Raw genomic sequence first — 25,338 nt, 5'->3', positions numbered from 1 at the left:
CCCCCCGTGGGGGGGGGGGGGTGGGGGGGGGGGGGGGGGTGGGGCCGGGCGAAACACACCCCACCCACACCCCCCCCGCCCCGGGCAGGTCAGTAGACGCCCTCGGACTTCTGCGGCCTGGAGAGCAGGGTGACCGCGAGCTCGCTCAGCGGCAGCTCACCGCTGAGGACGCCCACGACGCCGGCGGTGATGGGCATGTCGACCCCGTGCTTCCCCGCCAGCTCGAGGACCGACTGCGACGACTTGACGCCCTCCGCCGTGCCGCCGGTGACCTTGAGCGCCTCCTCGAGTGAGAGGCCCTGGCCCAGGTGCTTGCCGAGCGTGTGGTTGCGGGAGAGCGGCGAGGCGCACGTGGCGACGAGGTCGCCCATGCCCGCCAGTCCGGCGAACGTCTCGGCCTCGGCGCCCAGCGCACGGCCCAGACGCGTGATCTCGACCAGGCCACGCGTGATCAGCGTGGCGGTCGTGTTCCACCCGAACCCGCGGCCCTGCGCCATGCCGACGGCGAGCGCGATGATGTTCTTCACGGCGCCGCACAGCTCCACGCCCACGACGTCGTCGTTCGTGTAGGGCCGGAAGTAGGCGTTGGCGCACGCGTCGGCCACGAAGCGCGCGGTCTCGTCGCTCGTCGAGGCCACCACCGTCGCGGTGGGCTGGCGGGCAGCGATCTCCAGCGCGAGGTTGGGCCCCGAGACGACGGCGACCCGCTCCGGCGGGATCCCGAGGGCCTCGGACACGACCTGGCTCATGCGCTTGTCGGTGGTGAGCTCGACGCCCTTCATGAGCGACACCACGACCGCGTCCGGCTCGACGAGGTGGGCCAGCCCTTCGAGCGTCGCCCGCGAGACCTGCGACGGGATGGCCACGACCACCAGCGATGCCCCGGCCAGCGCCTCCACGGCATCCGTGGTGCCGCGCATGACCGGGAGCTCCACGCCCGGCAGGTACTTCTCGTTGCGGCGGTCGTCGGTGACAGAGCGCGCCACGGCCTCGTCCCGGCCCCAGAGCGTGACGTCGCACCCGGCGTCGGCCAGGACCATCGCGAAGGTGGTGCCCCAGGCGCCCGACCCGAGGACGGCGGCGCGCACCGGCGCGGCGTTCGCGGGGGCGCTCACGGGCGCTCCACCGGCGGGTAGACCGTGCGCTTCGCCTCGTACTCCGGGTGGAGACGCAGGTCGAACCGGTGCTCGGGCGCCTTCTCGCCGCGGATCTCCTCCAGGAGGGCGGTGATGGCGTCCATGACCCGTGTGGTCGCCTCACGCAGCACCGCGGAGTCGGTGGGGCGGTCGTACAGGTCGGACAGGTCGACCGGAGGGCCGGCCCACACCCACACCTTCTTGCGCGGGAACGGCTTCAGGACGCGGCCGTAGCGGGGCATGATCTCCGTGACGCCCCACTGGGCGATGGGCACCACAGGCAGGCGGGTCGCGAGCGCGATGCGCGCCAGGCCGGTCTTGCCCTCCATGGGCCACAGGTCGGGGTCACGGGTCAGCGTGCCCTCGGGGAGGATCGCGACGCAGTCGCCGCGGCGCAGCTGCTCGCCGGCCGCCTCGAGCGACCTCGCGGCCCCGGCCGAGCCGCGGTCCACCGGGATCATGCGGGTGGCGCGGAGGGCGAAGCCCACCGGCGAGTCGAACAGGCCCTTCTTTGCCAGGATGCGCGGTTCCACGCCCTGGTCGAAGAGATAGTGCGCGAAGGTCAGCGCATCCAGCTCCGTCACGTGGTTGCCGGCGGCGATGACGCCGCCCGGCTGCTGGAGATGCTCGCCCCCACGCCAGTCGTACCGGCACATGGCGAACATCAGGTGGCGCACGAGCCAGGCGACAGCTCGGTACGCGCGGGAGTCGGGTCTCGCGATGGGCACGAGCCCACAGCCTACCGTCGGCGGCGTCGCGCACCTCGCCCGGTGCGCGACGCCGGGGCGTCAGCCGCGCTCGACGTCCGCGCCGAGGGCGACCAGCTTCTCCTGGAAGCTCTCGTAGCCCCTGTCGATCAGGCCGATCCCGCGGACCGTGGACCGGCCCTTCGCGGCCAGCGCCGCGATCAGGTGCGAGAAGCCGCCGCGCAGGTCCGGCACCTCGATGTCGGCCGCGTCGAGCGGGGTGGGGCCGGAGATGACCGCGGAGTGGTGGAAGTTGCGCTGGCCGAAGCGGCAGTCCCGCCCGCCCAGGCACTCCTTGTAGACCTGGATGGTGGCGCCCATGCTGCGGAGGGCGTCGGCGAACCCGAAGCGGTTCTCGTAGACGGTCTCGTGGACGATCGACAGACCCTTGGCCTGGGTGAGCGCCACGACGAGGGGCTGCTGCCAGTCGGTCATGAAGCCGGGATGCACGTCCGTCTCGAGGACGATCGAGTGCAGGTCGCCACCGGGGTGCCAGAAGCGGATGCCGTCGTCCTGCACGTCGAACCGGCCGCCCACCTTCCGGAACGTGTTGAGGAACGTCATCATCTCGGGCTGGGTGGCGCCCTTGACGGTGATGTCGCCGCCGGTGGCGAGGGCCGCCGAGGCCCAGGAGGCCGTCTCGATGCGGTCACCGAGCGCGGTGTGGGCGTAGCCGTCCAGCCGGTCGACGCCCTCGATGCGGATCACCCGGTCGGTGTCGACCGAGATGATGGCGCCCATCTTCTGGAGCACGGCGATGAGGTCCATGATCTCGGGCTCGATCGCAGCGTTGGTGAGCTCGGTGATGCCCTCGGCGCGGACGGCCGTGAGCAGGAGCTGCTCCGTAGCGCCCACCGACGGGTAGGGCAGGGCGATCTTGGTGCCCTGCAGCCGCCGCGGGGCACGCAGGTGGATGCCGTTGGGGCGCTTGTCGACCACCGCGCCGAACTGCCGCAGGATGTCCAGGTGGTAGTTGATGGGCCGGTCCCCGATGCGGCAGCCCCCCAGGTCGGGGATGAACGCTTCCCCCAGACGATGCAGCAGAGGCCCGCAGAACAGGATCGGGATGCGGCTCGAACCGGCGTGGGCGTCGATGTCGGCCACGTGCGCCGACTCCACGTTCGACGGGTCGAGGTCGAGGATGCCGGCGTCGCTGTCGTACTTGACGTTCACGCCGTGCAGCTCGAGGAGGCCCGAGACCACCGCGACGTCGCGGATCTGGGGCACGTTGCGCAGGACGCTGGGCGTCTCGCCGAGCAACGAGGCGACCATCGCCTTCGAGACGAAGTTCTTGGCACCTCGTACGGTGATCGTCCCCTCGAGGGGAGTGCCACCGTTCACGTAGAGCAGGTCGGTCATGTCCTCGGCGTTCGGTCTCGGTCGGATGTGACGTGGGGCGAGCCGAATCGGTTCGCGCACCTTGCGGGCTCGCGGGCGGTCCGGCGGGACGTCCGGTCGATCATTCCCCCGCGCGCCCCCGGGTGCCAACACGCGCGGGCGTCCCCGTATTCACGTTCACACCACCTTCACGCCCGCCCCATCGCAGAACCGCACCGACACGCCGTGGATCGAGGAGGTGGTTGCTGCACGGACCTCCGTCACAGGTCCGCACCCGACTCGATCAGGGGGCCCAGAAGCCGCACGTACTCCGCGTTGAGGTGATCCCGGTCGTAGTACACGGTGACGCTGCCGACGACGGCGTAGCATCTCGTCTCGTCACAGAAGCGGTCGGTGAGGTCGACAACCTGGACCTCGTTCCCCGGCCACGCCCGCGCAGCGACCACCATCGGGTCCTGGGGAGCCGCCTTCGCCCGGGAGATTGCGCACGCCGCCGGGTCCGTCGCGTTCCGGGCGACGCAGGTGTGGTCACGGACGTCACCGTTCATCGGCGGGTCTGCGAGCACCACGACGCGCGCACCGCCCGCTGTGATCTCCCGCCAGAACGTGTGGAGCCCCTCGGTGTACTGCTCGGTCTGGCTCCGGCCGGAGCCGTCGTCGACCGTCTCCTTGCGTGTGAAACCCGACGTGAAGACGATCGTTGCCCCGGACCGCGGGATGACCTCCATCAGGCCGTTGCGCCAGGCGGTGCAACGGTCCAGGTGGTCCTGGGACATCGGCACGCGGAAGGCGTAGAACGCGACGTCGGCCGGCGGACACCCACCGTGATAGCTCTGGGTGAGCCGCCAGCCGCGCTCCCGCGCAAGATCCGTGATCGCCAGCTGCCACTGCTGGGCGTGGGAGTCGCCCACCAGCCAGACGTCCTCCGCCGGCGCACCGGACGAGAAGTCGCACTGGAACGTCGTGTTGCCGGTGGAGTTCACGAGGACGTCGAGCGGCACGCACTCGGGGGCCATCGGGAAGTACTCGTTCGCCGTGCCCATGACCGTGACCGCAGCCGGCCCGAAGGGGTCGTCGCAGGCGCTACCCGGTGCGAGGGCTGCGGGCCCGTAGCACTGCGGCGCCACGACTGCCCGGTCGGTAGCCTCGTCGAGGGCCTGCTGCTCTGCCACGGCGGCGGCGCGGTGCACGGCCACTGCACAGACGCCGACCAGCGCCATGGCGGCCACCGTGGCGACCAGGGTTCGCGGACCGTACCCCAAGGGAGGCCAGTCCCGGACGGCATCCTCGACGAAGCGCTTGGTGAGTCCGGCGAGCAGCAGCGTCGCAAGAACCATCACCACCAGGTCGAGGATGCCGGGTGCACGCCCGACCACCCATGGGAGCACCACGACGAGGGGCCAGTGCCACAGGTAGACGGAGTAGGAGATCTCGCCGAGGTACTGGACCGGTCGCGACCCCGTGAGCCGGTTGTGCCAGGGTGTGGCCACCGGGTTCAGCCCTGCCACGATCACGAGCGCCGTCGCACCGGCGGGCACCAGTGCGGCCCAGCCGGGGAACGGCGTGGCAGGCCCGTAGGCGAACGCGGAGGCGAGGATCGCCGTGAAGCCCACCGTCGACAGTGCGCTCGCCGTCCTGGTCGGCAGCAGCAACCTGTGTGCGGCGACGGCGACTCCCGCCCCGAGCATGAACTCCCACACCCGCGCGTACGTGACGAAGTAAGCGGGGCTGGGGTCGGCTGCGGTCATCACGACGCTCAGCGAGAGGCTGACGACCGTGCACCCGGCGACTGCCACCAGGAGCGGTCGGCGCAGACCTTTCCCGAGCCGGCGCCCGACCCAGGCCACCGCCAGGATGAGGAGCGGCCATCCGAGGTAGAACTGCTCCTCCACGGACAAGGACCAGTAGTGCTGCGTCGCGGTCGCCGAGTCGTTGAGCGCTGAGTAGTCGACAGATTGCTGGGCAAGGAGCCAGTTCTCGCCGTACAGCGCGGCCGCCGCGGCGTGGAGCGCGTTCGCCCGCCACTCGGAGTAGGGCAGGAGGAACCAGACCGCGGCCAGCGTGACAAGAAGGACCAGGAGTGCCGCCGGGAGCAGACGCCGGGCGCGCCGGGCGTAAAACGCACCGAGCCGGATCCTCCCGTCCCGGGCGAGCTCCTTGACCAGGTGGCTCGTGATGAGGTACCCGGAGATCACGAAGAACACGTCCACGCCGACATATCCACCCGGCACGTCGTCGTGCCACACGTGGTTCGCGACCACGAGCGCCACGGCGAGCGCTCGCAGGGCCTGGATATCGCTACGGAAGGCACGTCGCGGCTCGCTCTCGGTCGGACTCAGGGCCTCAGCGCCCGTGACCGGAGTCGTCAGCATCCGAGCATGTTAGGTGAATCCGGTAGCTGCGTCGATGGTCGGTAGCGTGGGACGGTGGACACCACGGCGCTGGTCGCGGCCTGCGCCGCCGTCGTGCTCGGTGCGGCGCTGCAGCGCGTCGCCGGGATGGGCCTCGGCATGGTGGCGGCACCGGTCCTGACGGTGCTCCTCGGTCCGTCCGCGGGCGTCCTGATGAGCAACGGTGCGGCGGTCGTCACCTCGCTGCTGGTCCTGGGCGCGCTCCGGCACGGCGTGGACTGGCGCCGCGTCGCCGCGCTGACGCCGCTCGTCCTCGTGGGCTCGGTCCTCGGCGCGCTGACGGTCCGGGCGGCGAGCACCACCTGGCTCGACGTCCTCGTGGGCGGGTCGGTGCTGGTGGCACTGGCTGCGACGGTGGTGCTGCGCCGTCGGGCACGGGTGCGAGGCCGGGCCGCGGCGCTGGGGACGGGCCTGGCCGCGGGCTTCATGAACACGACCTGCGGCGTGGCCGCACCCGCCTGGACCGCGTACGCCCTGGCGACGCGGTGGGAGCACCGGTCGTTCGCCGCCACCCTCCAGCCGCTCCTCCTGGTCGCCAACGTGACGTCGCTCGCGACGAAGCTGCTGCTCGGCGCGGTGCCGGCGGACGCGGTCCCGTCCTGGTGGACCTGGCCGGTGATCGCAGTGGCGGTGTTCGGCGGCGTGGCGCTCGGCGGGGTCCTCGCCCGCGTGGTGCCGTCCCGGGCAGCGGCGGCCCTCGCCGTGACCGTCGCGGTGGCGGGCGCGGCGACAGCGCTGGTGCGGGGCCTCTTGGCGCTGTGACGCCCGCGATCACTCGTCCTCGGCGAACACCACCTCGCGCTTGCGCCGGATCGAGGGCAGAACGGCCACCACGAGCGCCACGACCGCGAGCGCCAGCAGCACCGCGGAGATGGGCCGGGCGACGAACACCGACGGGTCGCCGTGGGAGATCAGCAGCGCCCGCCGCAGGTTGTCCTCGAGCAGCGGCCCCAGGACGAAGCCGAGCAGCAGGGGTGCGGGCTCGCACCCGCAGCGCACCAGCACGAACCCGAGGATCCCGAAGAACGCGACGGCCAGCACGTGGTACGGGTTCTGCCCCAGCGAGTACGTGCCGATGCAGGCGAAGACCACGATGGTGGGGAACAGCACGGAGTACGGCACGCGCAGCATCCGGACCCAGAGGCCGATGAGCGGGAGGTTGAGCAGCACGAGCAGAACGTTGCCGATCCACATGGACGCGATGAGCCCCCAGACGAGCTCGGGCTGGTCGGTCATGACGTCGGGCCCGGGGGTGATGCCCTGGATGATGAAGGCGCCCACCATGAGCGCCATGACGGGGTGGGCGGGCAGGCCGAGGGTGAGCAGCGGGATGAATGACGTCTGCGCCGCCGCGTTGTTGGCCGACTCGGGGCCGGCGACCCCCTCGATCGCCCCGTGGCCGAACCGCTCCGGGTGCCGCGACACCCGCTTCTCCACCGCGTACGACGCGTAGGACGCGAGCACGTGCCCGCCGCCGGGCAGGACGCCGAGCGCCGACCCGAGGCCGGTGGCCCGCACCACCGGCCAGGTGATCCGGCGGAGGTCGGCTCGCGAGGGCCAGATGTTCGTGACGCGGGAGACGATGCGTCGTCGGGTCCGCGGGTCGTGGAGGTTGCGCAGGATCTCGGCCACGCCGAACACCCCGACCGCCACCGACACGAAGTTCAGGCCGCCGTACAGCTCGCGCAGACCGAACGTGAACCGCGGCACGCCTGTGTAAAGGTCCTGGCCCACGAGACCGAGCAGGATGCCCAGCACGATCATGGCGAGCGCCTTGAGCGTGGAGCCGCTCGCGAGCGCGATGGACGCGATGAGGCCCAGCACCACGAGCGCGAAGTACTCGGCGGCCCCGAAGCTGAGCGCGGCCCGGGCGAGCGGCGGCGCCGCCACGGCGAGCACCACGGTGGCGACGGTCCCGGCCACGAACGACCCGATCGCGGCTACCGCGAGCGCCGTCCCCGCCTGCCCGGCACGCGCCAGCTGGTGCCCGTCGATCGCCGTCACCGCCGCCGACGACTCCCCCGGCAGGTTGAGCAGGATCGCCGTGGTGGAGCCGCCGTACTGGGCTCCGTAGTAGATGCCGGCCAGCATGATGAGGGCCGACGTCGGGTCGTCGAACCCGAACGTGACCGGCAGCAGCATGGCGATCGCGGCGGTGGGGCCGATGCCGGGGAGCACGCCCACCGCCGTGCCGAGCGCCACGCCCGCGAGGCAGAACAGCACGTTCTGCCACTGGAGCGCGGTGCTGAACCCGAGCGCGAGGTTGTCGAGGAGGTCCATGCGTCAGCCCCCCAGCCACGGGCCGAGCAGCGACAGCCGGAGCTGCAGCAGCAGGACGAAGATGACGTAGCTGGCCGCGGTGAGGCAGGCGGCGATCAGCAGGGCGCGCAGCCAGCGCGTCCCGCTGTCCGCCAGTGCGGCCAGGAGTCCGGCGCCGAACGCCGCGGGCAGCAGCCCGAGCCCGTCCACCGTGTAGGCGAAGAACGCGACGGCGGCGGTGACGAGCACGAGGGGGCGCCAGCGCAGCCCGGCGAGCGGCCGGTCGTCGCCGGCGTCCTCGTCGTCGCCGGGCGCGTCGGCGGGCGACCCGTCGCCGGGCGCGTCGCCCACCGGCGCGTCGGCCGCCGCCGGCGCGCCGACGTACGCCTTGACCACGGTGGCGACGCCGAGCGCGACGAGCACTCCGCCGAGGACCAGCGGCACGTAGCCGGGCCCCATGGCGAGGAGCGAGCCGACGTCGTACGCCAGCGACCCGACCGCGAAGGCCGCGCCGAGCGCGACGAACACCGTCCCCGCCACCAGGTCGGCCGTGGAGCGGGGGCTGAGCCGGGAGATCTCAGCCTCCCTGGCTCGCGGTGATGACCTCTTCCCAGGCGCCGAGCTGCTCCTCGAGCAGGTCGCTGTGCGCCTCGGGCGTCGCGCGGTCGATCTCGACGGGCGCGGTGCCCAGGTCGGCCATCTGCTCCACGACCCCCTCGTCCTGGAGGGCAGCCTGGAGCGCCTCGGTGAGGGTCGCGACGACGTCGTCGGGCGTGCCGGTGGGGACGTACAGGCCGTGCCAGACGGTGACCTCGAGGTCGGGCAGCCCTTCCTCGGCCGTGGTGGGCAGGTCCGGCAGGCTCTCCACGCGCTCCGGCGTGGTGACGGCGTAGGCCTTGACCTCGCCGGCGGTGATCTGGCCGGTGGTGTTGGTGGTCTGGTCGCACATGAAGTCGACCTGGCCGCCCACGAGGTCGGCCATGGCCGGCCCCGTGCCGTCGTAGGGCACCTCCTGGACCTTCACCCCCATGGCGTCCTGGAGCAGCAGCCCGCAGAGGTTCGACGCCGACCCGACGCCCGCGTGCGCCAGCGTCACGGTGGCCTGGTTGGCCTGCACGTAGGCGATGAGCTCGTCCAGGGTGGTGGGCTCGAAGTCCTTGCGCGCGATGATCGTCATCGGCACCTCGGTGACCAGGCCGACGGTCTGGAAGTCGGTGAGAGGGTCGTAGGCGAGGTCCGGGTACAGGGTCGGGGCCGTGGACATGCCGATATGGTGCATGAGGACCGTGTACCCGTCCGGCTGGGCGGTGGCCGCCTGCCCCGCCGCGACGGTGCCGCCCGCACCCTCGATGTTCTGGACCACGATCTGCACGCCGAGGCTCTCGCTCATCGGGTCGGCGATCATGCGGGTGACGGTGTCGGTGGGGCCGCCTGCCGCGAACGGGACGATGATCTCGATGTCGTCCTCCGGGAAGGCCTGCCCTCCGTCACCCTCCCCGCCTCCCCCTCCGCCGGTGCCCGGCACGCAGGCGGCCAGGCTGAGGCCGAGGAAGAGGAGCGTCACGGCGGCCACAGGGGTCTTGCGGCGTGCTACGCGGGTCATGGCGGTCTCCGATCGTCGTCGATCTGGTAGGAGGGTGACATTACTCGCCTCTATGTGACCCGCGCCACAAACCGGGCCGCTCGATGCCCTGCGAGTGCGCCCGCCCGGTGTCAGCCTGGGCCGGTCGAACCTTCCCGACCACCGAGGAGCCGCCGTGCACGCCATGGTCTACCGCGGGCCGTACCGGGTCCGCGTCGAGGAGAAGGACGCCCCCCGGATCGAGCACCCGAACGACGCGATCGTGCGGGTCCAGCTGGCCGCGATCTGCGGGTCGGACCTGCACCTGTTCCACGGCCTCATGCCCGACACGCGCGTGGGCAGCACGTTCGGCCACGAGTTCATCGGCGTGGTCGAGGAGGTGGGCCCGTCGGTCCAGAACCTCCAGGTGGGCGACCGGGTGATGGTCCCCTTCAACATCTACTGCGGCTCGTGCTTCTTCTGCGCGCGGGGGCTCTACGCCAACTGCCACAACGTGAACCCCAACGCCACCGCCGTGGGCGCCATCTACGGCTACTCGCACACCACCGGCGGGTACGACGGCGGCCAGGCGCAGCTCGTGCGGGTCCCGTTCGCCGACGTGGGACCGAGCAAGATCCCCGCGTGGATGGCCGACGAGGACGCCGTCCTGCTCACCGACGCCGTGGCGACGGGCTACTTCGGCGCCCAGCTCGGCAGCATCCACGAGGGTGACGTCGTGCTCGTGCTCGGTGCCGGACCGATCGGGCTCGTCGCCGCGCGGTCGGCCTGGCTGATGGGCGCTGGGCGGGTCATCGTGATCGACCACCTCGAGTACCGCCTCGCCAAGGCCCGGGAGTTCGCCTACGCCGAGACGTACAACTTCACCGAGCACGACGACATCGTGGTCCACGTCAAGAAGATCACCGACCACCTCGGCGCCGACGTCGTGATCGACGCCGTGGGCGCCGAGGCCGACGGCAACCTGCTCCAGCACGTCACCGCCGCCAAGCTCAAGCTGCAGGGCGGCTCCCCGATCGCGCTCAACTGGGCCATCGACGCCGCGCGCAAGGGCGGCACGGTCTCCGTCATGGGCGCCTACGGGCCCATGTTCAGCGCCGTGAAGTTCGGCGACGCGATGAACAAGGGCCTCACGCTCCGGATGAACCAGTGCCACGTCAAGCGGCAGTGGCCGCGCCTGTTCGAGCACGTGCGCAACGGGCACCTCACGCCGAGCGACCTCGTGACCCACCGCATCCCGCTGGAGCACATCGCCGAGGGGTACCACATCTTCTCGGCCAAGCTCGACGGCTGCATCAAGCCGCTCGTCGTGCTCTGACCACCGAGAGGAGCCCCCGCATGGCCTACACCCGGAACAAGCCACCGCTCCCCGAGACGCCGGAACAGCTCCGCGCCCGCATCCCGGGCTGGGGCGCCGACCTCGACCCGCGCGACCGCCCGTCCGTGCCGCGCGAGCGGTACGACCCCGACGCGACGGGCGCCCACTGGGACGTCCCCGACCAGCAGCCCGAGCTGCGGCCACGCGAGCGCTCGGTCGAGCACGCCCGGCTGACCCCCGTCTTCGGCACGGCGGTGCCGCTCAAGGGCGTGTCGGGCGCGATCCGCCGGCTCTCCTACGCCCGGTTCAGCGAGGGCCGCGCCGCCCACTGGCTGCTGCTGATCCTGGCGGACCGCGTCGACGTCGTCGAGAGCACCCTCACGGCCGTCGTCACCGGGCGCCCGGACAACCCGGTGGCAGAGACGGGGATCCGCAGCGAGCTCTCCCACCACGGCTGGTCGTCGCGGGTCGGCAGGAAACGCACCGACGTCGGGCACATGATGCTCGACCCGGTGATCGTGGCGGCACCCTGGGTCCTGGGCGGCGCGGCCGTCGTCGCCGCGGTCCGCGCGCTCCGGAGGCGCCGCGCCTGACGCCGCCCCGACGCCCGCCCTGACGCAGGGCGAAACGTGGTCAATCGGTTGTATGTCCATGTCCTACCATGCTGGGCGGACCCAGTCGTCGGGCCCGCCGCGCCCTCGCGCGCGCGGCGGACCAGGTGATCCCCCTGCCCGAAAGGACCACCCATGCGTACCGCGCCCGTGGCGCTCGCGACCCTCCTGCTCCTCGTCCCGGCCTCCTCGGCCGCGGCCACGCCAGGCGGTTCCGACGACCCGACGCCCTACACCGTCACGGCCGAGACGCTGACGCTGCCGCACGGCGCCACGTTCCAGGACGGCGACCACGTCAACGTGAGGTTCACCGTCGGCGGCGAGACGCGGCAGAAGAACCTGCACGTCGAGGCTCAGAACGGCCAGCAGTCGGCGAGGTACGTCGGCCAGTCGTCGCTGGCCTGGCGGGACCTGACCGGCACCGACACGTACTGCATCACCTGGGTGCAGGTGGGCGACTACAACGAGCATTTTGGCGAGGGGGGCCAGGAGCCGGTCTGCACCGAGGACACCCCGGCCACCCCCGTGACCCGGGACGCCCCCGGACCGGACGAGTCGCCGAACCCGGAGCCGTCGCCGGAGACGTCCACACCGTCCGGCGACGCCCCTCCCGGCAACCCGGCACCGGCTGCCCCCGCTCCCGCCGGAACTCCCGCCGCCTCCCCGTCCGCGAGCGCCTCGCCGGTGTCCGCCGCCGTGCCGTCCCCGTCCGCGTCGGCCTCGACCGCCGTGGCCGAGGGCTCGGACGGGCCCCTCGCCAGCACCGGCGCGACGGCCCTGCCGCTCCTGCTGGGCGCCGGCGCCCTGATCCTCGCGGGTGCCGCCCTCGTGGTCTTCCGCCTCCGCGCCCGTCGCGCCTCAGGCAAGTAACCCTCTGCCCGACGGCGACCCGCACCTCTCGTACGCGAAGTGCGGGCCGCCGTCGTCGTCCCTCAGACCGCGTCCCGGGCGATGGGGCAGGTCATGCAGTGGCCGCCGCCGCGACCGCGGCCGAGCTCGGAGCCGTTGATCTCGAGCACCTCGATCCCGGCCTTGCGGAGCCGTCCGTTGGTCGTGGTGTTGCGGTCGTAGGTGAAGACCACGCCGGGTGAGACCGCGAGCGCGTTGTTGCCGCTGTCCCACTGCTGGCGCTCGGACTCGAAGACGTCACCGCCGGTCTCGACGAGGCGCAGGGAGTCGAGGCCCAGGGACCGGGCCACCACGTCGACGAAGGGCTTGCCACGCTCGTCCGTCACGTCGAGGCCGCCCGGTCCGTCGCCGGGCCGCAGGGTGATCGCGTGGATCGACTCGACGATGCGCGGGTAGACCAGAGCGGTGTCCACGTCGACGAACGTCATCACGGTGTCGAGGTGCATGGCCGACCGCAGCTTGGGCATGCCGGCCACGACCACGCGCTCCGCCGCCCCCTGGGCGAACAGTGCCGACGCGACCTGCGTGATGGCCTGCCGGGACGAGCGCTCGCTCATCCCCATGAGCACCGTGCCGTTCCCCACCGTCATGACGTCGCCGCCCTCGAGGGTCTCCTGGCCGTGGTCCTGCTCGGGGTCGCCCCACCAGATCTTGGACCCCACGAACTGCGGGTGGAACTCGTACACCGCCTTCATCAGCAGCGTCTCGTCGTGCCGGGCCGGCCAGTACAGCGGGTTGAGCGTCACGCCGCCCTGGATCCAGCAGGTGGTGTCGCGCGCGTACAGCGTGTTGGGCAGAGGTGGCATGAGGTACTCGCGGTAGTCGGGCGAGTACTCCGCGAGCGCTCGCCCGCCCTCCGGCAGGTCGGGGACGTCCTCCGTGGCGAGACCGCCCACGAGGTACTCGACGAGCGTGGCCGGCGGCAGGTCCTCGAGGAACTCGCGGGTCGCGTCGACCAGGTCGGCGCCGACGAGGCGCGGGACGATCTTCCGGTCGAGCAGCCAGTCCCGCGCGCCGGGCACCTGGACGGTCTCGGTGAGCAGCTCGTGCAGCTCCAGGACCTCGGTGCCCCGTGCTTCCAGGTCGTCGACGAACTCCGCATGGTGCTCGATCGCCTTGTCCACCCACAGCACGTCGTCGAACAGCAGGTCGTCGGAGGTGGTGGGCGTGAGCCGGCTGTGGGCCAGCCCGGGCCGGCAGACGAGCACCTTGCGCAGGCGCCCCACCTCGGAGTAGACCCCGTGGGGCGACGGACGTCCGTTGAGGAGGTTCCCTGGTGTCATGGGGTCCGGCATACCCCATTTGACCCCGGTCGCATGCTCGCAGCAACAGGTGGGTCAGACCTTCTCCCAGGCCGACACGTGCTTGCGGCTCTCGGCAGTGAAGGGCGACCGGTCCCAGTCCGCCCAGCGGTGCCGCAGGCGCATCCCCGCGAGCCGGGCCATGAGGTCGAGCTCCGCGGGCCACACGTACCGGAACGGGATGGAACGGAACCTTCCCGTGCCCTCCGCGGTGACCCGCACGTGGTTGGAGGTGAATCGCTGCGTCACCACGTCGTACCGGTCGAAGCCCACGTAGCCGCCGCCCCGGCCGTCGGGGTCCACGCCGAACGGCACGGTGTCCTGGCCGGGCGGCAGGCGGCGCAGCTCGGGAACGCCCACCTCGACCACGAAGGTGCCGCCAGGCACGAGGTGCTCCGCGGCGTTGACGAAGCAGGCGGTCTGGCTCTCCTGCGTGACCACGTTGTTGATCGTGTTGAAGACGAGGTAGGCGAGGGTGAACTCGCCGGGAACCCGCGTGGTCGTCATGTCGCCGATCGTCACGGTGACCCGCTCCGCGCCCGGCTTGCCGGCGATCCGCGCGGCCATCGCTCGGGACAGCTCGATCCCGTGGACCGGCACGCCGCGCCCGCCGAGCGGGGCGGCCAGGCGGCCGGTACCCACCGCGAGCTCGAGGGCGGGGCCGTCGCCCGCGAGGCCGGCCAGGACGTCCACGGCCCGGGCCACCACCGCCGGGTCGAACTCGCCGGTGTCGCCGTCGTAGCCGTCGGCGACGCTCTCCGGGAACCAGCCGTCCGCCGGGTCGTCAGCGGGGCCGGCACCGGAGTGCTGGGAGACGAGAGGGGTGTCGTCAGTCATGAGCTCGACGCTATGGCTGGCCGGCGGCCGGGATCGAGCCATTTTCGGCCGGGCCACCGGGTCGTGAGCGCGCCCGAGTAAGGTGGGGCTGCTCGCTGCCAGGCCGATCCGCTGGGCGCGACTCCCCACTTCCCTGCTGTGAACGGAACTGCTGCGTGTCCGACGAGCTGCGTGCTCCCCTGCCCGATCCCGCCCGAGCCCCTCAGCCCGTCCGCGGTGCGCCGGAGGCCGACGAGTCGTTCTCCGTGATGGCGGCGCTCAGGTCTCCGCGGCGGCTCAAGACCGAGGTGCTGGCCGGCCTCGTCGTCGCCCTGGCGCTGATCCCCGAGGCGATCGCGTTCTCGATCATCGCCGGGGTGGACCCGCGGCTCGGGCTGTTCGCGTCCTTCACCATGGCGGTCTCGATCGCGTTCCTGGGCGGGCGCCCCGCCATGATCTCGGCCGCGACGGGCGCCGTCGCGCTGGTGGTCGCACCCGTCGTCCGGGACCACGGGGTGGACTACCTGATCGCCACCGTGATCCTCGCCGGCGTGGTGCAGGTGGTGCTCGGCGTGCTGGGCGTCGCGAGGCTGATGCGGTTCATCCCGCGCTCCGTGATGGTCGGCTTCGTCAACGCGCTGGCGATCCTCATCTTCCTGTCGCAGGTCACGCACCTGGTCGACGTGCCGTGGATGGTCTACCCGATGGTGGCCGCCGGCATCGTCATCATGGTGCTGATGCCGCGCTGGACCACCGTGGTGCCCGCGCCGCTCGTCGCGATCGTGCTCCTGACGGCGGCCGCCGTCCTGGCGTCGATCGACGTGCCGACAGTCGGCGACGAGGGCGCGCTCCCCGAGTCGCTGCCTGCGCTGCTCTTCCCCGACGTGCCGCTGACGTTCGAGACCCTGCGGATCATCGCGCCCTACGCCCTCGCCATGGCGCTGGTCGGCATCCTCGAGTCCCTGCTGACCGCCAAGCTCGTCGACGACGTCACGGACACGCACTCGAACAAGACCCGCGAGGCCTGGGGCCAGGGCGCCGCCAACATCATCACGGGCTTCTTCGGGGGCATGGGCGGCTGCGCCATGATCGGCCAGACCATGATCAACGTGAAGGCCTCCGGCGCCCGCACCCGGATCTCGACCTTCCTGGCGGGCGTGTTCCTGCTCGTCCTGGTGGTGGGCCTCGGCGACGTGGTCGCGATCATGCCCATGGCGGCGCTCGTCGCGGTGATGGTCATGGTCTCCGTCGGCACGTTCGACTGGCACTCGGTGCGTCCCGCGACGCTGCGGCGCATGCCCAAGTCCGAGACGGTCGTCATGCTCACCACGGTCGCCGTGACCGTGGCCACGCACAACCTCGCCTACGGCGTCATCGCGGGCGTGCTCGTCGCGATGGTCCTCTTCGCCCGCCGCGTGGCCCACTTCACGAGCGTCAGGCGCCTCGACGCGAGCGACGACGACGGCCGGCGCGTCTACGCCGTCGAGGGCGAGCTGTTCTTCGCCTCCTCGAACGATCTCGTCTACCAGTTCGACTACGCGGGCGACCCGGACGACGTGGTGATCGACATGACGAACGCCCACGTCTGGGACGCCTCCACGGTGGCCACCCTCGACGCGATCCAGCACAAGTACGCGTCCAAGGGGAAGACCGTCACGATCGTCGGGATGAACCCGGACAGCGCCGAGCGCCACGGCCGCCTCGCGGGAAACCTGGGCGCGGGGCACTGACGCTGGGTCCCTGCCGCGCGCCGACCAGGAAGTTGTTCCCCGATCGCCGCCCACCAGGAAGTTGTTCCCCGTCCGGGGCTGAGAGGGGGAACAGGTTCCTGGTCGTGGCCTACCGGTCCGACGGCGGCCAACGGGTCGCCGCCCACAGCCGGCCGCCGGACTCGTCGTCGGTCAGGAGCAGCACCTCGGCGCCGTCCGAGGCGGCCGACACCGTGTGGTCGGCTCCCGCCGCGACCGGGACGGGGAGGACCAGCGGACGCCAGGCGCCGTCCGGCCCGCCGTCGGCCCACCACGCCTCGTTGGTCTCGCGGTCGCTGACGACCGCGAGGACGCCGTCGTCCACCACGTCCAGGTCGGCCACGTACGGGCTGCCGCCGTAGGCGGCGCTCAGCGCGCCGAACGTGGCGATCTGGGACCACTCGCCGTCGGCCGGGCGGGACCAGACGCCGAAGGCCTCGTCGCGCACCCCCGCGGCCAGGACGCCGTCGCCGTACCGGACCACGCGGTCCAGCGCCCCGTAGCCCTCCGGCTCGGGAACGTCCTGGCGCTGCCAGGAGCGCCCGTCGGCAGAGACCCAGGCGGCCGGGAGCCGCTCCACCCGTCCGTCCCGGTCGGCGGAGCCGACGACGGTCCAGCCGGCGCCGTCGTGCACCGCGTGGACCGCGAGGGTGTCGAGGTCGTCGGACGAGGCGAGCGCGGGGTCGTCGTCGACCAGCGTGAAGCCGGTGCCGTCGGGCGACGTCCAGACCGCGCCGCCCGACGTACGGCCGCCGGGGATCAGCCAGCCGTCCGGGCCGGGCGCGACGCCGTAGACGACCATGCCCTCGCTGCCGCCGTACAGGGTGATGGGCGCGGCGACGTCGACCCAGGGACCGGCGGGCGGACCGTGGAACGTCGTCACGCGGGGGTTGCCGTGCGCGCCGCCCGCGCGGGAGCCGACGGCGACCACGGTTTCAGGCTCGGTCGCTGTTCCCGGGCCTCCGCAGGCGACCGAGGTCAGCGTGGCGAGCAGTGCCCAGAAGCCCGTGGCGCGGATCTCGACGGGCTCGAAGGTGCGGCCGTCGGTACTTGTCCAGGCCGCGGGGTAGGGCTCGGCGGCGCCGCCCGGGACGTCGTCGGGGAACACCCCGCCCACCACGTACCAGCGCCCGTCGCAGACGGCGGCGTCCCGCAGGGCGACGCGGCCCGGCGGGCCCGGGGGCGCGGGAAGGGCGACCTCGGTCCAGCCGGGGTCGGCGGGGGTCTCTGGGCTGGTGACGGGCCGCGCGTCGCTCGGCCCAGGCGACGGATCCCGGGGCGGCTCGCCGGTGCAGCCGGTGAGCGCGAGCGTCGCGGCGAGGACCAGCGGGACGAGCGCACGACGCCTCATGGGTGCTGAGTGTAGGTCGCCCCTTCGGCGAGGACCGAAGGATTCGCGCGCCGCCGAAGTCTCGTCCAGGCACCCGGCTCCGATCCTACTGTCGAGCTCCGGGGCCAGAACCGGCCCCGGGACGGCATCGGGCCGTCCGGACAATCTCCGAGGAGTGACGACATGCAGGCATCATCCACCGCCAGGTCGCGGCCGACCGTGCTCGCCGCGGTTCTCGCCGCCCTCATGATGACGCTGGGGCTCATCACGAGCGCCCAGACGGCCAGCGCCGCACCGATCGACCCCACGGCCTCGAGCAGCTCGGCCAACGCTGACGCGTCCACCGGCTCCGGCATCGGTACCAACGCCTGGACACCGGGCGTCTCCCCGCTGTACCCCGGCGAGTGGGTACAGCGCAACGTGTCGAGCGCCGACCGGAACGCGGCGCTGGTCCTGTGCTCCGCGGCATCAGGGATCGCCTGCGTGGCGGTCGGGCAGGGCGACGGCAGGCACAGCGTCTTCCACCTGTTCAGGTGCGAGACCCGATCGCTCTCCAACTTCATCGACGCGCTCGCCGTCCGCAACAACCAGACGGGCGGAGCCCAGGTCCGCTTCTGGGGTCCGAACTACTCGGTCGCCATCCCCGCGGACGGCCGAATCTACACGGTCCCGAACCACGCGACGTACGACTTCAACCGCCTCGACATCTGCTGAGGCAACCGGCCCGGACACACGCGGAACGCCCGCACCCGGCAGGTGCCTACAGAGCCCCGGTCCGTGAGGGCCGGGGCTCTGTACGTAGGAGACCACAGTCCGCTCGTGGAAGGATCTTGCTGGTCAGCAAGATCCATGGCTACGCTCGCGATGTAGCTCCGTCAGGGCTGGAGCGCCCGACGTTCGACCTTCTACCGACCCCCTTGCCCTGCGTGGTCGGTGAGGAGTCAACCGTGCGTTCCCCCACCTTCTTCAGTTCTGAGCCAGTCATCTCGGCGCAGGGCCTCGGCAAGCACTACACCTTCTATCGGCAACCCCAGGGGCTCCGCGGTGCCCTGCGGAGTCTGGTCAGCCGGGAGCTCACCAGGGTTCAGGCCGTCGTCGGCCTCGACCTGACTGTCGAGCGTGGCGAGATCATCGGCCTGGTCGGACCGAACGGGGCCGGCAAGACGACCATCGTCAAGATGATGAGCGGCCTGCTGGTGCCGAGCGCTGGTGAGCTTCGCGTGTGCGGGTATCGGCCGGCGGCTCGTTCGTATCCGTTCCTGTCGCAGATCTCGGTGATCTTCGGCCAGAAGGCGATGCTCTGGTGGGACGTGTCGACCCGTGAGTCGCTGAAGATCCACCGCAGCATGTACGAGATTCCGCGGGACGAGTTCGCCAGGACCGTGGGCGAGCTCGGAGAGCTTCTGGGCGTCACGGAGATCCTGGACACGCCGGTACGGAACCTCTCCCTCGGCCAGCGGATGCGATGCGAGCTGGCTCTCGCGCTGCTGCACCGGCCCGCGCTGCTGTTCGCCGACGAGCCGACCATCGGGCTGGACGTCCAGGCAAAGCTCGTGGTGCGCACCCTCTTCCGTGAGATCAACCGAGCGTTCGGCACCACGATCGTGCTGACCAGCCACGACATGAGCGACGTCGAGGCGCTCACGGAAATGCGCACCCCGTCGCACCCCGCCGGCCATGGAACGCTACGTGTCATGAGCCATCACCTGACACTCTCAATAGAGGATGTGCGCAAGGCGGTCGACCGAGCCCTATGCGACGCCGCCGCGGTCCTCGGAGACAATGTCGAGCTCGTTGACGAGCTCTACTGGCAGGTCCCAGTGTCAGAACTACACCTCATCGACCCAACCGCGATCGAGCTCGCGGCCGGCGATCTGAGCGACGACGTCCATACCATGCACGAGTATCTGAAGAGGGGTAAGCCCACCCCGGCTCCCTGGCATGAGCTGAATCATCTGGTCGGCATACTGCGCGCTCTCGAGGTCAAGACACTGCCCTGACCTCCCGGCCTGAGGGCGGCGCGCCCACCCCCGCCCACCTCAGGAGCGCTCAAGGGATGCGGGGGCGCTCCGACCCCTCTCACCCCCGACGGCTCAGGCACCCTGCCCGACCGGACGCCGGGGTGATCGGGAGCCACACCGATGGGCGCGAGAGGGATCAGGGCTTCGGGGGACACCCGTTGGGGGAACAACCCGCAGAGTCGCCGGAGCCGGGCAGCCCACCTGCGGAGTTACAGCGGAGTTACAACCGCCAACGAGAAACGGCGGCAGACGCTGCACAACGCCGCAAGACGTTTGCGCAGGTCAGCCGCCGTTTCCGAGGTGTCGTGCCAGGTGGCCCGAACCGGTCGATCAGAAGTTGATCGTCTGGCCGCAGGACGCGAAATCGCTGGAATGCTGCGGATTCTCGGGTTCAGGGTAGCGGGGCGTGCCACCTGCGTGCCATAGGAACTGAGCAGATCCCTGGGCTGCGCCAGGAGTGCCCCGGCGTTGCCCGGTCTATCCCGCCGAGTCGAACGTCAGGGCTGGGCTTGGTTGTGCCAGGCCATGGGGCTGCCCGCGAGGGCCGCGTCGGCGACGCGTGCGGCGAAGGTGGTGCCGAGTCCGGCGCGGGAGCTGTCGATCCACTTCTGGACGTACTGGTGGCCGGCTGCCCGGTACTCCAGGGCCTGGAGGAGGCATTCGAGCTTGTCGGCGTCCTTGGCGCACCGGGCTTCGAGCGTCTCCTGCGCCTCGTACTCGACCACAGCTTCGCTGACCGTCTTGGCGGCGGCGTCGGGCAGGTAGGCGACCTGGTCGCGGGTGATCGCCTCGTTGTTCGCCTTGCCGAGGTAGGGGCGAGCCGAGTGCGGGAGGTCGGTGGTCCGGGTCTCCTGCGAGTCGTGCCACAGACCGAGATACGCGGCGCGTGCCGGGTCGGCGCCCTCCTCGGCGGCGATGAGGGCGGCGAGCTGTGCCACGCGGAGGCTGTGCTCGGCGACCGACTCGGGGTCCCGCACACCGGCCTGCCACCACCCGGCACGACGCAGACGCTTGAGCACACCCATCTCGTGGGCGAAGTTCGCGACGCTCGCGGCTTCCGGGTCGGTCACGTGGTCGGTCATGTGGGTGCCTCCTTGGTCATCGCCGGCGAGTCGGATGGCGAAGTACACATCGGTCAAGTCACGGTGGGCACGCTGGTCCAGGCCATCATGGATGCGTCCTGGACCTTTGTCGATGCGTCGAGACGGCAAACGAGACCCACGTCGAGCAGCTTGGCTTGTGCCGTCGAATTGCCGCTCGTGGCGGAGAGTGGTCCGCCCCATGCCGCGGCGCGTCCAGCTACGTCCTGGCTCAGTCGGTCGCCTGGAACCCAGGTTGCTTGATGGAACTCATCGAGGGTCGCCCTCCGACGCTGGGCTGCGTTCGCGATGGCCAGGAACGCGGGTGCTGAGGCGGTTGAGGACATCGTCAAGGCTGAGCGGCGTGTCGTCCTTGTCGGACTCCCACCGGGTGAGGACGGCGGCCGCCGCGTGCGCTTGGTCGGCGGGGAGTCCGGCGGCGGTGAGGGTGTCGGCGATCTCGTGCAGTTCGGGTGCCCAGCGCCAGGCGCGGGCAGCGACGCTGGGCAGGTAGTCGGTCGCAGCCAGGACGTCGGCGGGCATCGTGCGTGCTTCCGCGGCCAGGAGGTCTGAGACGCCGTGGTGGCGTGCGAGTGCGTGCGCGACGGCGGCCAGTGGGCGGGCGGCCTTTTGGAAGGACGCGAAGGCCATCTTCAGCGCGGAGGCCTTGCCCGGTTCGGTTCCGGCGATACAGGTATCGACCAGGGAGCCGGTGAACAGTTCTTGGACGGCACATACGGGGGTCGGCGGACCCGCGAGGTAGAGGCGGGTGCTGGCGGTGCGAGGTGGTGGTCCGATGATCGCGCCGTCCACCACCGAGGTCAGGCCGGGAAGGGCGGCGATCCGCTCGAACCGTTGAGGGCTGACCGCGTTGGCATCGACGAACACGCCGTCGAAGCCGATCCGGGCCACCTCTCCTGCGATCAACTCGGCTGCCGCGGGAGGACAGATGGACAGCACCACGTCGGCAGCGGCGAGGCCCGTAGCCAGATCAGCGGCGGGTTCCAGACCCGCGTCGTCCGCTCGCTTGCGCGTGGTGTCCGAGCGTCCGTCAGGGATCCATAGGACGCGGTGGCCCTGGGCGATAGCCTGTGCTGCGACCGCAGCGCCCATGTCTCCGGGGTGAAGCACCAGGAGCGTGACGGTCATCGGCTACCTCCTCCAAGCGCCGGTCGGTCCTGGGCAGCGGCGACAAGTTCGCGCATTACGACGCCGGCCCGGGAGGTGACTGCCGGGTGGGCGGCCAGGTCCCTTCCGAAGCGTCCGACTCGTCGTGTCACGGACTCGGTGGGCCGGGCTGCTGAGACGGCCACGACGTCATGAAGGGCTTCTGCGGCTCCGTCAGCGTCGTGGAGGGCAAGCCGTGCGGTGGCTAGGTCGAGCCGCGCGAGGCTCAGTTCACCGAGCCTGCGCTTCTGGGCCGGGACAGCGTTGTATAGGGTGACCGCGTCGCCTGCCAGCCGCTCGGCCGAGGCGGCGTGTCCCGGGCCGTCGAGCCAGAGATGGGCGGTCGCGGCGTAGAACATCTGCTTCGCGCGAGGGAAGTCCAGCATCCCGGTGAACAGCGGGCTTGGCACCACGTTCTCGGCGGCCGTCTCAGCAGAGGCCAGTGCTGAGGTAGCTGCGTCCCGGTCGCCGAGCTGGGCCAGTGCGCGGGCATGGATGCTCAACGCCCGAACTGAGGCGGTTCCGTGCTCAGGCACGTATCGGGCGCCGTCGCCAGCCAGCCGCGCCGCATCGGCGGGTCGCCCGTCCCAGTACGCGGTCAGAGCCTGCATCCCCCGTACCCAGGACCGGAGACCGTTATGCCCGGCGAGCTCACCACAGAGAAAGGCAGTGCGGGCCTGCGTCTCGGCGGCCGAGTAGCGACCCAGGTCGAAACAGGCGTTGGCCAGGACACCGCACAACACCCCGGCCGCGAGGTAGAGATCCCGGGTGTGGTGGGGTGGCTGCCGCCCCTCCAGCAGCTCGAAGGAGCGATCACGCAGGGCTCGCACCTGTGCGAACGACACGTCGACCGGCTGGGTCGGGTACGCCTCGACCACTCGGCGCAAGTCGGACTCCAGCTGCTCCAGGGCGTGCGGACCGACGTTGCTCGCCTCGGCACGAGCCGCGAACCGGGCGGACTCCTCTGCTGCTTCCATGACGACGTCCTCGATCGTGGTACGTCCAGGCACCCTACCGGCGGGCTGCTGCTGGTCCTCACCACCGAGGTCACGCATCATCCGGTCCGCGGGCAGGCCACCGAAGAGGTGCTCCAGGATCCGGCGGGTCGCTCGCTGCGGGTTCCGGATCTGCCCGTTCAGGTACCGGACGAACTGCCGCCGCTCGATCGTGGCCGTGCCGAGCGATCGAGGCCCTTCCGTGAGAGCCAGGTCGCGTGCAGCCCGTTCGAACTGCTGCCGGAACACCTCGTACTCCTGCCACCCGCGCTGCTCGAGAAGCGCACGGAATGCCGTTCGAGCCTCCACCATGACCTCCTCCGGTCGGCTGCGTGACCACCATCACGGTAGAGGACTCCTGCTCGCCGAACCGCGGCCCCGACGACCTGTCGCGAGATTGACCGCGTCTGACACGAACAGACCGCGTTCGGCTGTCGAACAGTCGCGAACCCGACGCAATGCTCCACAGAGGAACGAGTAAGCCCGAGCCGGTAGTTCCCGGCCACGACAGGAGCGGTGATGAGCGTTCGAGACACGACGCGACGGCACGAGCCGGCGCTGCTGGAGCAGGCGGTCGAAGTCGCCGCTGACGTCATCCGCCAGATCGGCGCCGCGCGCGTCGAGCTGGTCACCGTGACCCGGGATCGGGTCTGCCTTCAGCCGGTGGTCCTGGCCGAGGGCGAGGCCATCGCGCGTGCGCTCGGTCTGGACGTCCCGCTGGATCACCGGATGTTCGTCCCGGGGCACACGCTGTGGACCGGAGTTCGTGACGGGCTGGAGGTTCAGGTGCGGTCCGTGCTGCGCAGCGTGTCGGGAGTCGTGCGGTGAGCGCGGTCGCGGTCGGCTACGTCTGTGCTCCGGAGGGCGAGGCGCTGGACGGCCAGCGGGACGCGGTGACCGACTACGCCCGGGCAGAGGGCCTGGCGTTGGCGCAGATCGTGACCGACCGGTTCGACACGCTCACGATCAGCCAGGTCGTCCAGACCGCGAGGTTCCACAACGCCCACCTGGTCATCCTTCCCGCCCAGGCCCGGCTGGCGTCCGTCCGGTCACGGGTGGCTCACGAGCTCGAATCTGACGGCGCGGCCTGCATCGTCATCGGCGACACGCAGCCGAACGAGCAACGGCGAGCACGCCTGACCGACTCCCTGCCGCGCCGCACCCCGACCACGACAGCCGCACCGAGCGACCCTGCGGCAGACACCACGGAGACCACACGATGACCACCACCGAGAACATGGCGAGGGCGCGGCTGCTGGTCGCGCTCGACATCGACGGGACCCTGTGCCCGGACGGCACGAACACCATCCCCCACGTCACCCGCCAGGCGGTCGCTGATGTGATGGCGGCCAAACACGTCGTCGTGCTGGCGACGGGCAGATCCCTCGTGGGAGTCCTGCCGATCGCGACTCTGCTCGGCTTGGACGGGTCGTGGGTCGTCGCGTCCAACGGGGCGGTGACCGCCCGGCTGGACCGGACCTGGCCGTGCGGGTACCGCGTCGAGTCCTGCCAGACCCTCGACATCGCACCAGTACTTCGCCTGGCCCGCCGCCTGTGCCCGGGGGTGCGAGTCGCGGTCGAGGAGGTCGGCTGGGGCTACCACGTCTCCGAGCTGTTCGACCGGGCCGAGGTCAACGGACGCCAGATCGTCGTCTCCGACGACGACCTCACTGCAGAGCCCGCGCCCCGGGTGATCCTGTCGGCCCCGAACGCCACCGCGCTGCTCATGGAGCCGGTCCGCAGCCTCGGCGTCACGGTCAACCCGGCTTCCCCGTCGTGGTTGGACGTGACTCCGGCGGGGTTCTCCAAGGCGTCGGCCCTCGACGCCGTCCGCCACCACGTCGGGATCGCGCCCGAGCACACGGTCTTCGTTGGCGACGGCGTGAACGATCTGGAGGCGATGGAGTGGGCTGCCCGCTCCTACGCCATGGGGCACGCACCGATGGTCGTCCAGGAGGCCGCCGACCACTTCACGGGCACGCTCGCTGAGCACGGCGCGGCAATGGTGCTCCTGGACCTGCTCACCGAACCTGCCCAGCGATCCGACGTGGAAGCGCAGGCGTTGGCCGGGGCGGGCTCATGAGCGCCGCCCCGCCGGCCGAGCTGCTGCGCGAGGTCCGCGACCTCGCCGCAAGCCTGCACCCACGCCTGCACCCCGTCTCCGTACGGGTCCGGCTGGACGGCACCGGCCCGGCACTGGCCTCGTGCGAGGTCTGGACCGGTGACGGTGACGCGATGATCGCCCACCACTCCGACGTGCCGAGCGCGGTCGGGGCGACGATGCTCGACCTGGAACGCGCCCTGGTCGCCGCCGGGTACGCGTACGCCCTGACCGGGGACGGCCGCCCGAAGTGGCGCTACGACGGCAACCACGGCGGCCTCTACATCCTCGACGTGGCCCGGCCCTTGTAGCCCGGCCCGATCACTGATCTTGCGGTCGGGCGCCTGCCCCCGCCCGGCCGCGAGCCCGCCGCCGACGTCGGGACCCACCGGCCGGGGCTCCCCGCCCTTGGGAGCCCCTACGCACCGATGCCCGCCAGGGCGATGCGTTTCAGGTGCTAGCTGATGGAGATG

The 25,338-nt window shown here is 71.4% G+C and carries 24 protein-coding genes; 11 read left to right on the top strand and 13 right to left on the bottom strand.

Annotated features, from left to right (window positions below; all coding sequences use genetic code 11):
* Positions 1–89: 89 nt before the first annotated feature.
* The 4 genes from AC060K_RS05455 to AC060K_RS05440 form a co-directional block, all read right to left on the bottom strand.
* Positions 90–1,115 carry an NAD(P)H-dependent glycerol-3-phosphate dehydrogenase gene (locus tag AC060K_RS05455; RefSeq protein WP_483764448.1) on the bottom strand — a complete coding sequence of 342 codons (1,026 nt, stop codon included), beginning with the start codon at positions 1,113–1,115 and terminating at the stop codon, positions 90–92.
* A complete protein-coding gene (locus tag AC060K_RS05450) occupies positions 1,112–1,864 on the bottom strand; it encodes a lysophospholipid acyltransferase family protein (RefSeq protein WP_483764447.1) in 753 nt (250 codons plus the stop codon). The genes AC060K_RS05455 and AC060K_RS05450 overlap by 4 nt, the downstream gene beginning before the upstream one ends.
* Before the next feature lie 60 nt (positions 1,865–1,924).
* The gene (gene murA / locus AC060K_RS05445; protein ID WP_483764446.1) at positions 1,925–3,241 is read right to left on the bottom strand and encodes a UDP-N-acetylglucosamine 1-carboxyvinyltransferase; all 1,317 of its coding nucleotides are present in this window, start codon (positions 3,239–3,241) and stop codon (positions 1,925–1,927) included.
* A 239-nt stretch (positions 3,242–3,480) separates the two neighbouring features.
* Entirely contained in the window at positions 3,481–5,592 is a 2,112-nt protein-coding gene (locus AC060K_RS05440) for an acyltransferase family protein (RefSeq protein WP_483764445.1), read from the bottom strand.
* A 54-nt stretch (positions 5,593–5,646) separates the two neighbouring features.
* Here AC060K_RS05440 and AC060K_RS05435 point away from each other — a divergent pair, with 54 nt between their 5' ends.
* A complete protein-coding gene (locus tag AC060K_RS05435; RefSeq protein ID WP_483764444.1) occupies positions 5,647–6,393 on the top strand; it encodes a sulfite exporter TauE/SafE family protein in 747 nt (248 codons plus the stop codon).
* A 9-nt stretch (positions 6,394–6,402) separates the two neighbouring features.
* Here the strand turns inward: AC060K_RS05435 and AC060K_RS05430 are convergent, their stop codons facing one another.
* From AC060K_RS05430 to AC060K_RS05420, 3 genes are read right to left on the bottom strand one after another with little or no spacing between them, the layout of a single operon-like run.
* A complete protein-coding gene (locus tag AC060K_RS05430; RefSeq protein WP_483764443.1) occupies positions 6,403–7,911 on the bottom strand; it encodes a tripartite tricarboxylate transporter permease in 1,509 nt (502 codons plus the stop codon).
* Between the two features lie 3 nt (positions 7,912–7,914).
* Positions 7,915–8,430: a tripartite tricarboxylate transporter TctB family protein gene (locus AC060K_RS05425; RefSeq protein ID WP_483764442.1), complete on the bottom strand. Its 516-nt coding sequence runs from the start codon at positions 8,428–8,430 to the stop codon at positions 7,915–7,917.
* A 37-nt stretch (positions 8,431–8,467) separates the two neighbouring features.
* The gene (locus AC060K_RS05420; protein ID WP_483764441.1) at positions 8,468–9,493 is read right to left on the bottom strand and encodes a tripartite tricarboxylate transporter substrate-binding protein; all 1,026 of its coding nucleotides are present in this window, start codon (positions 9,491–9,493) and stop codon (positions 8,468–8,470) included.
* Positions 9,494–9,647: 154 nt separating this feature from the next.
* Here AC060K_RS05420 and AC060K_RS05415 point away from each other — a divergent pair, with 154 nt between their 5' ends.
* The 3 genes from AC060K_RS05415 to AC060K_RS05405 all read left to right on the top strand — a co-directional run bounded on the left by AC060K_RS05415 (position 9,648) and on the right by AC060K_RS05405 (position 12,268).
* Positions 9,648–10,787, top strand: coding sequence for a zinc-dependent alcohol dehydrogenase (locus AC060K_RS05415; RefSeq protein ID WP_483764440.1), 1,140 nt, complete (start codon positions 9,648–9,650; stop codon positions 10,785–10,787).
* 20 nt (positions 10,788–10,807) lie between these two features.
* The gene (locus AC060K_RS05410) at positions 10,808–11,380 is read left to right on the top strand and encodes a hypothetical protein (RefSeq protein WP_483764439.1); all 573 of its coding nucleotides are present in this window, start codon (positions 10,808–10,810) and stop codon (positions 11,378–11,380) included.
* A 153-nt stretch (positions 11,381–11,533) separates the two neighbouring features.
* Positions 11,534–12,268 (top strand): hypothetical protein, encoded by a 735-nt coding sequence (locus tag AC060K_RS05405; protein WP_483764438.1) that lies wholly within the window; start codon positions 11,534–11,536, stop codon positions 12,266–12,268.
* Between the two features lie 62 nt (positions 12,269–12,330).
* Here AC060K_RS05405 and AC060K_RS05400 read toward each other — a convergent pair whose 3' ends face one another.
* Both AC060K_RS05400 and AC060K_RS05395 read right to left on the bottom strand, forming a co-directional pair.
* Positions 12,331–13,590, bottom strand: a complete 1,260-nt coding sequence (locus AC060K_RS05400) for an arginine deiminase (protein ID WP_483764437.1) — start codon at positions 13,588–13,590, stop codon at positions 12,331–12,333.
* A gap of 54 nt (positions 13,591–13,644) precedes the next feature.
* On the bottom strand, positions 13,645–14,445 hold the full coding sequence (locus AC060K_RS05395) for a methyltransferase domain-containing protein (RefSeq protein WP_483764436.1): 801 nt from the start codon (positions 14,443–14,445) through the stop codon (positions 13,645–13,647).
* Positions 14,446–14,693: 248 nt separating this feature from the next.
* On the opposite strand from AC060K_RS05395, the gene AC060K_RS05390 reads away from it, so the two are divergent.
* The gene (locus tag AC060K_RS05390) at positions 14,694–16,154 is read left to right on the top strand and encodes a SulP family inorganic anion transporter (protein ID WP_483764476.1); all 1,461 of its coding nucleotides are present in this window, start codon (positions 14,694–14,696) and stop codon (positions 16,152–16,154) included.
* Positions 16,155–16,263: 109 nt separating this feature from the next.
* Here the strand turns inward: AC060K_RS05390 and AC060K_RS05385 are convergent, their stop codons facing one another.
* The gene (locus tag AC060K_RS05385) at positions 16,264–17,523 is read right to left on the bottom strand and encodes a hypothetical protein (protein WP_483764435.1); all 1,260 of its coding nucleotides are present in this window, start codon (positions 17,521–17,523) and stop codon (positions 16,264–16,266) included.
* A gap of 162 nt (positions 17,524–17,685) precedes the next feature.
* Here AC060K_RS05385 and AC060K_RS05380 point away from each other — a divergent pair, with 162 nt between their 5' ends.
* On the top strand, positions 17,686–18,216 hold the full coding sequence (locus AC060K_RS05380; RefSeq protein WP_483764434.1) for a hypothetical protein: 531 nt from the start codon (positions 17,686–17,688) through the stop codon (positions 18,214–18,216).
* A 233-nt stretch (positions 18,217–18,449) separates the two neighbouring features.
* Positions 18,450–19,502, top strand: coding sequence for an ABC transporter ATP-binding protein (locus tag AC060K_RS05375; RefSeq protein ID WP_483764433.1), 1,053 nt, complete (start codon positions 18,450–18,452; stop codon positions 19,500–19,502).
* A 518-nt stretch (positions 19,503–20,020) separates the two neighbouring features.
* Here AC060K_RS05375 and AC060K_RS05370 read toward each other — a convergent pair.
* From AC060K_RS05370 to AC060K_RS05360, 3 genes are all read right to left on the bottom strand, one after another.
* Positions 20,021–20,605 carry an HD domain-containing protein gene (locus AC060K_RS05370; RefSeq protein ID WP_483764432.1) on the bottom strand — a complete coding sequence of 195 codons (585 nt, stop codon included), beginning with the start codon at positions 20,603–20,605 and terminating at the stop codon, positions 20,021–20,023.
* Between the two features lie 267 nt (positions 20,606–20,872).
* Positions 20,873–21,751, bottom strand: coding sequence for a DUF1932 domain-containing protein (locus AC060K_RS05365; protein WP_483764431.1), 879 nt, complete (start codon positions 21,749–21,751; stop codon positions 20,873–20,875).
* Complete coding sequence (locus tag AC060K_RS05360) at positions 21,748–23,076, bottom strand: NsdA family TPR-like regulatory protein (RefSeq protein WP_483764430.1); 1,329 nt, start codon at positions 23,074–23,076, stop codon at positions 21,748–21,750. Before AC060K_RS05360 ends, AC060K_RS05365 begins: the two co-directional genes overlap by 4 nt.
* Positions 23,077–23,283: 207 nt before the next feature.
* Here AC060K_RS05360 and AC060K_RS05355 point away from each other — a divergent pair, with 207 nt between their 5' ends.
* Genes AC060K_RS05355 through AC060K_RS05340 form a run of 4 tightly spaced genes read left to right on the top strand, consistent with a single transcriptional unit; the run spans position 23,284 to position 25,176 of the window.
* Positions 23,284–23,592, top strand: coding sequence for a hypothetical protein (locus tag AC060K_RS05355; RefSeq protein WP_483764429.1), 309 nt, complete (start codon positions 23,284–23,286; stop codon positions 23,590–23,592).
* A complete protein-coding gene (locus tag AC060K_RS05350) occupies positions 23,589–23,987 on the top strand; it encodes a hypothetical protein (RefSeq protein WP_483764428.1) in 399 nt (132 codons plus the stop codon). Before AC060K_RS05355 ends, AC060K_RS05350 begins: the two co-directional genes overlap by 4 nt.
* Positions 23,984–24,847 (top strand): HAD family hydrolase, encoded by an 864-nt coding sequence (locus AC060K_RS05345; RefSeq protein ID WP_483764427.1) that lies wholly within the window; start codon positions 23,984–23,986, stop codon positions 24,845–24,847. Before AC060K_RS05350 ends, AC060K_RS05345 begins: the two co-directional genes overlap by 4 nt.
* A complete protein-coding gene (locus AC060K_RS05340; RefSeq protein WP_483764426.1) occupies positions 24,844–25,176 on the top strand; it encodes a hypothetical protein in 333 nt (110 codons plus the stop codon). The genes AC060K_RS05345 and AC060K_RS05340 overlap by 4 nt, the downstream gene beginning before the upstream one ends.
* Positions 25,177–25,338 lie beyond the last annotated feature (162 nt).

It is taken from the genome of Antribacter sp. NEAU-D49 (assembly GCF_057158775.1).
Note: the sequence above shows the minus strand (reverse complement) of the source record. Positions and strands in the feature narration are given on the sequence as shown.

Bases quoted from the DNA above. Each gene is read 5' to 3' on its own strand.
- murA (WP_483764446.1), bottom strand. From the start codon at position 3,241: ATGACCGACCTGCTCTACGTGAACGGTGGCACTCCCCTCGAGGGGACG.
- AC060K_RS05440 (WP_483764445.1), bottom strand. From the start codon at position 5,592: ATGCTGACGACTCCGGTCACGGGCGCTGAGGCCCTGAGTCCGACCGAG.
- AC060K_RS05430 (WP_483764443.1), bottom strand. From the start codon at position 7,911: ATGGACCTCCTCGACAACCTCGCGCTCGGGTTCAGCACCGCGCTCCAG.
- AC060K_RS05420 (WP_483764441.1), bottom strand. From the start codon at position 9,493: ATGACCCGCGTAGCACGCCGCAAGACCCCTGTGGCCGCCGTGACGCTC.
- AC060K_RS05410 (WP_483764439.1), top strand. From the start codon at position 10,808: ATGGCCTACACCCGGAACAAGCCACCGCTCCCCGAGACGCCGGAACAG.
- AC060K_RS05405 (WP_483764438.1), top strand. From the start codon at position 11,534: ATGCGTACCGCGCCCGTGGCGCTCGCGACCCTCCTGCTCCTCGTCCCG.
- AC060K_RS05400 (WP_483764437.1), bottom strand. From the start codon at position 13,590: ATGACACCAGGGAACCTCCTCAACGGACGTCCGTCGCCCCACGGGGTC.
- AC060K_RS05395 (WP_483764436.1), bottom strand. From the start codon at position 14,445: ATGACTGACGACACCCCTCTCGTCTCCCAGCACTCCGGTGCCGGCCCC.
- AC060K_RS05390 (WP_483764476.1), top strand. From the start codon at position 14,694: ATGGCGGCGCTCAGGTCTCCGCGGCGGCTCAAGACCGAGGTGCTGGCC.
- AC060K_RS05385 (WP_483764435.1), bottom strand. From the start codon at position 17,523: ATGAGGCGTCGTGCGCTCGTCCCGCTGGTCCTCGCCGCGACGCTCGCG.
- AC060K_RS05380 (WP_483764434.1), top strand. From the start codon at position 17,686: ATGCAGGCATCATCCACCGCCAGGTCGCGGCCGACCGTGCTCGCCGCG.
- AC060K_RS05370 (WP_483764432.1), bottom strand. From the start codon at position 20,605: ATGACCGACCACGTGACCGACCCGGAAGCCGCGAGCGTCGCGAACTTC.
- AC060K_RS05365 (WP_483764431.1), bottom strand. From the start codon at position 21,751: ATGACCGTCACGCTCCTGGTGCTTCACCCCGGAGACATGGGCGCTGCG.
- AC060K_RS05360 (WP_483764430.1), bottom strand. From the start codon at position 23,076: ATGGTGGAGGCTCGAACGGCATTCCGTGCGCTTCTCGAGCAGCGCGGG.
- AC060K_RS05355 (WP_483764429.1), top strand. From the start codon at position 23,284: ATGAGCGTTCGAGACACGACGCGACGGCACGAGCCGGCGCTGCTGGAG.
- AC060K_RS05345 (WP_483764427.1), top strand. From the start codon at position 23,984: ATGACCACCACCGAGAACATGGCGAGGGCGCGGCTGCTGGTCGCGCTC.
- AC060K_RS05340 (WP_483764426.1), top strand. From the start codon at position 24,844: ATGAGCGCCGCCCCGCCGGCCGAGCTGCTGCGCGAGGTCCGCGACCTC.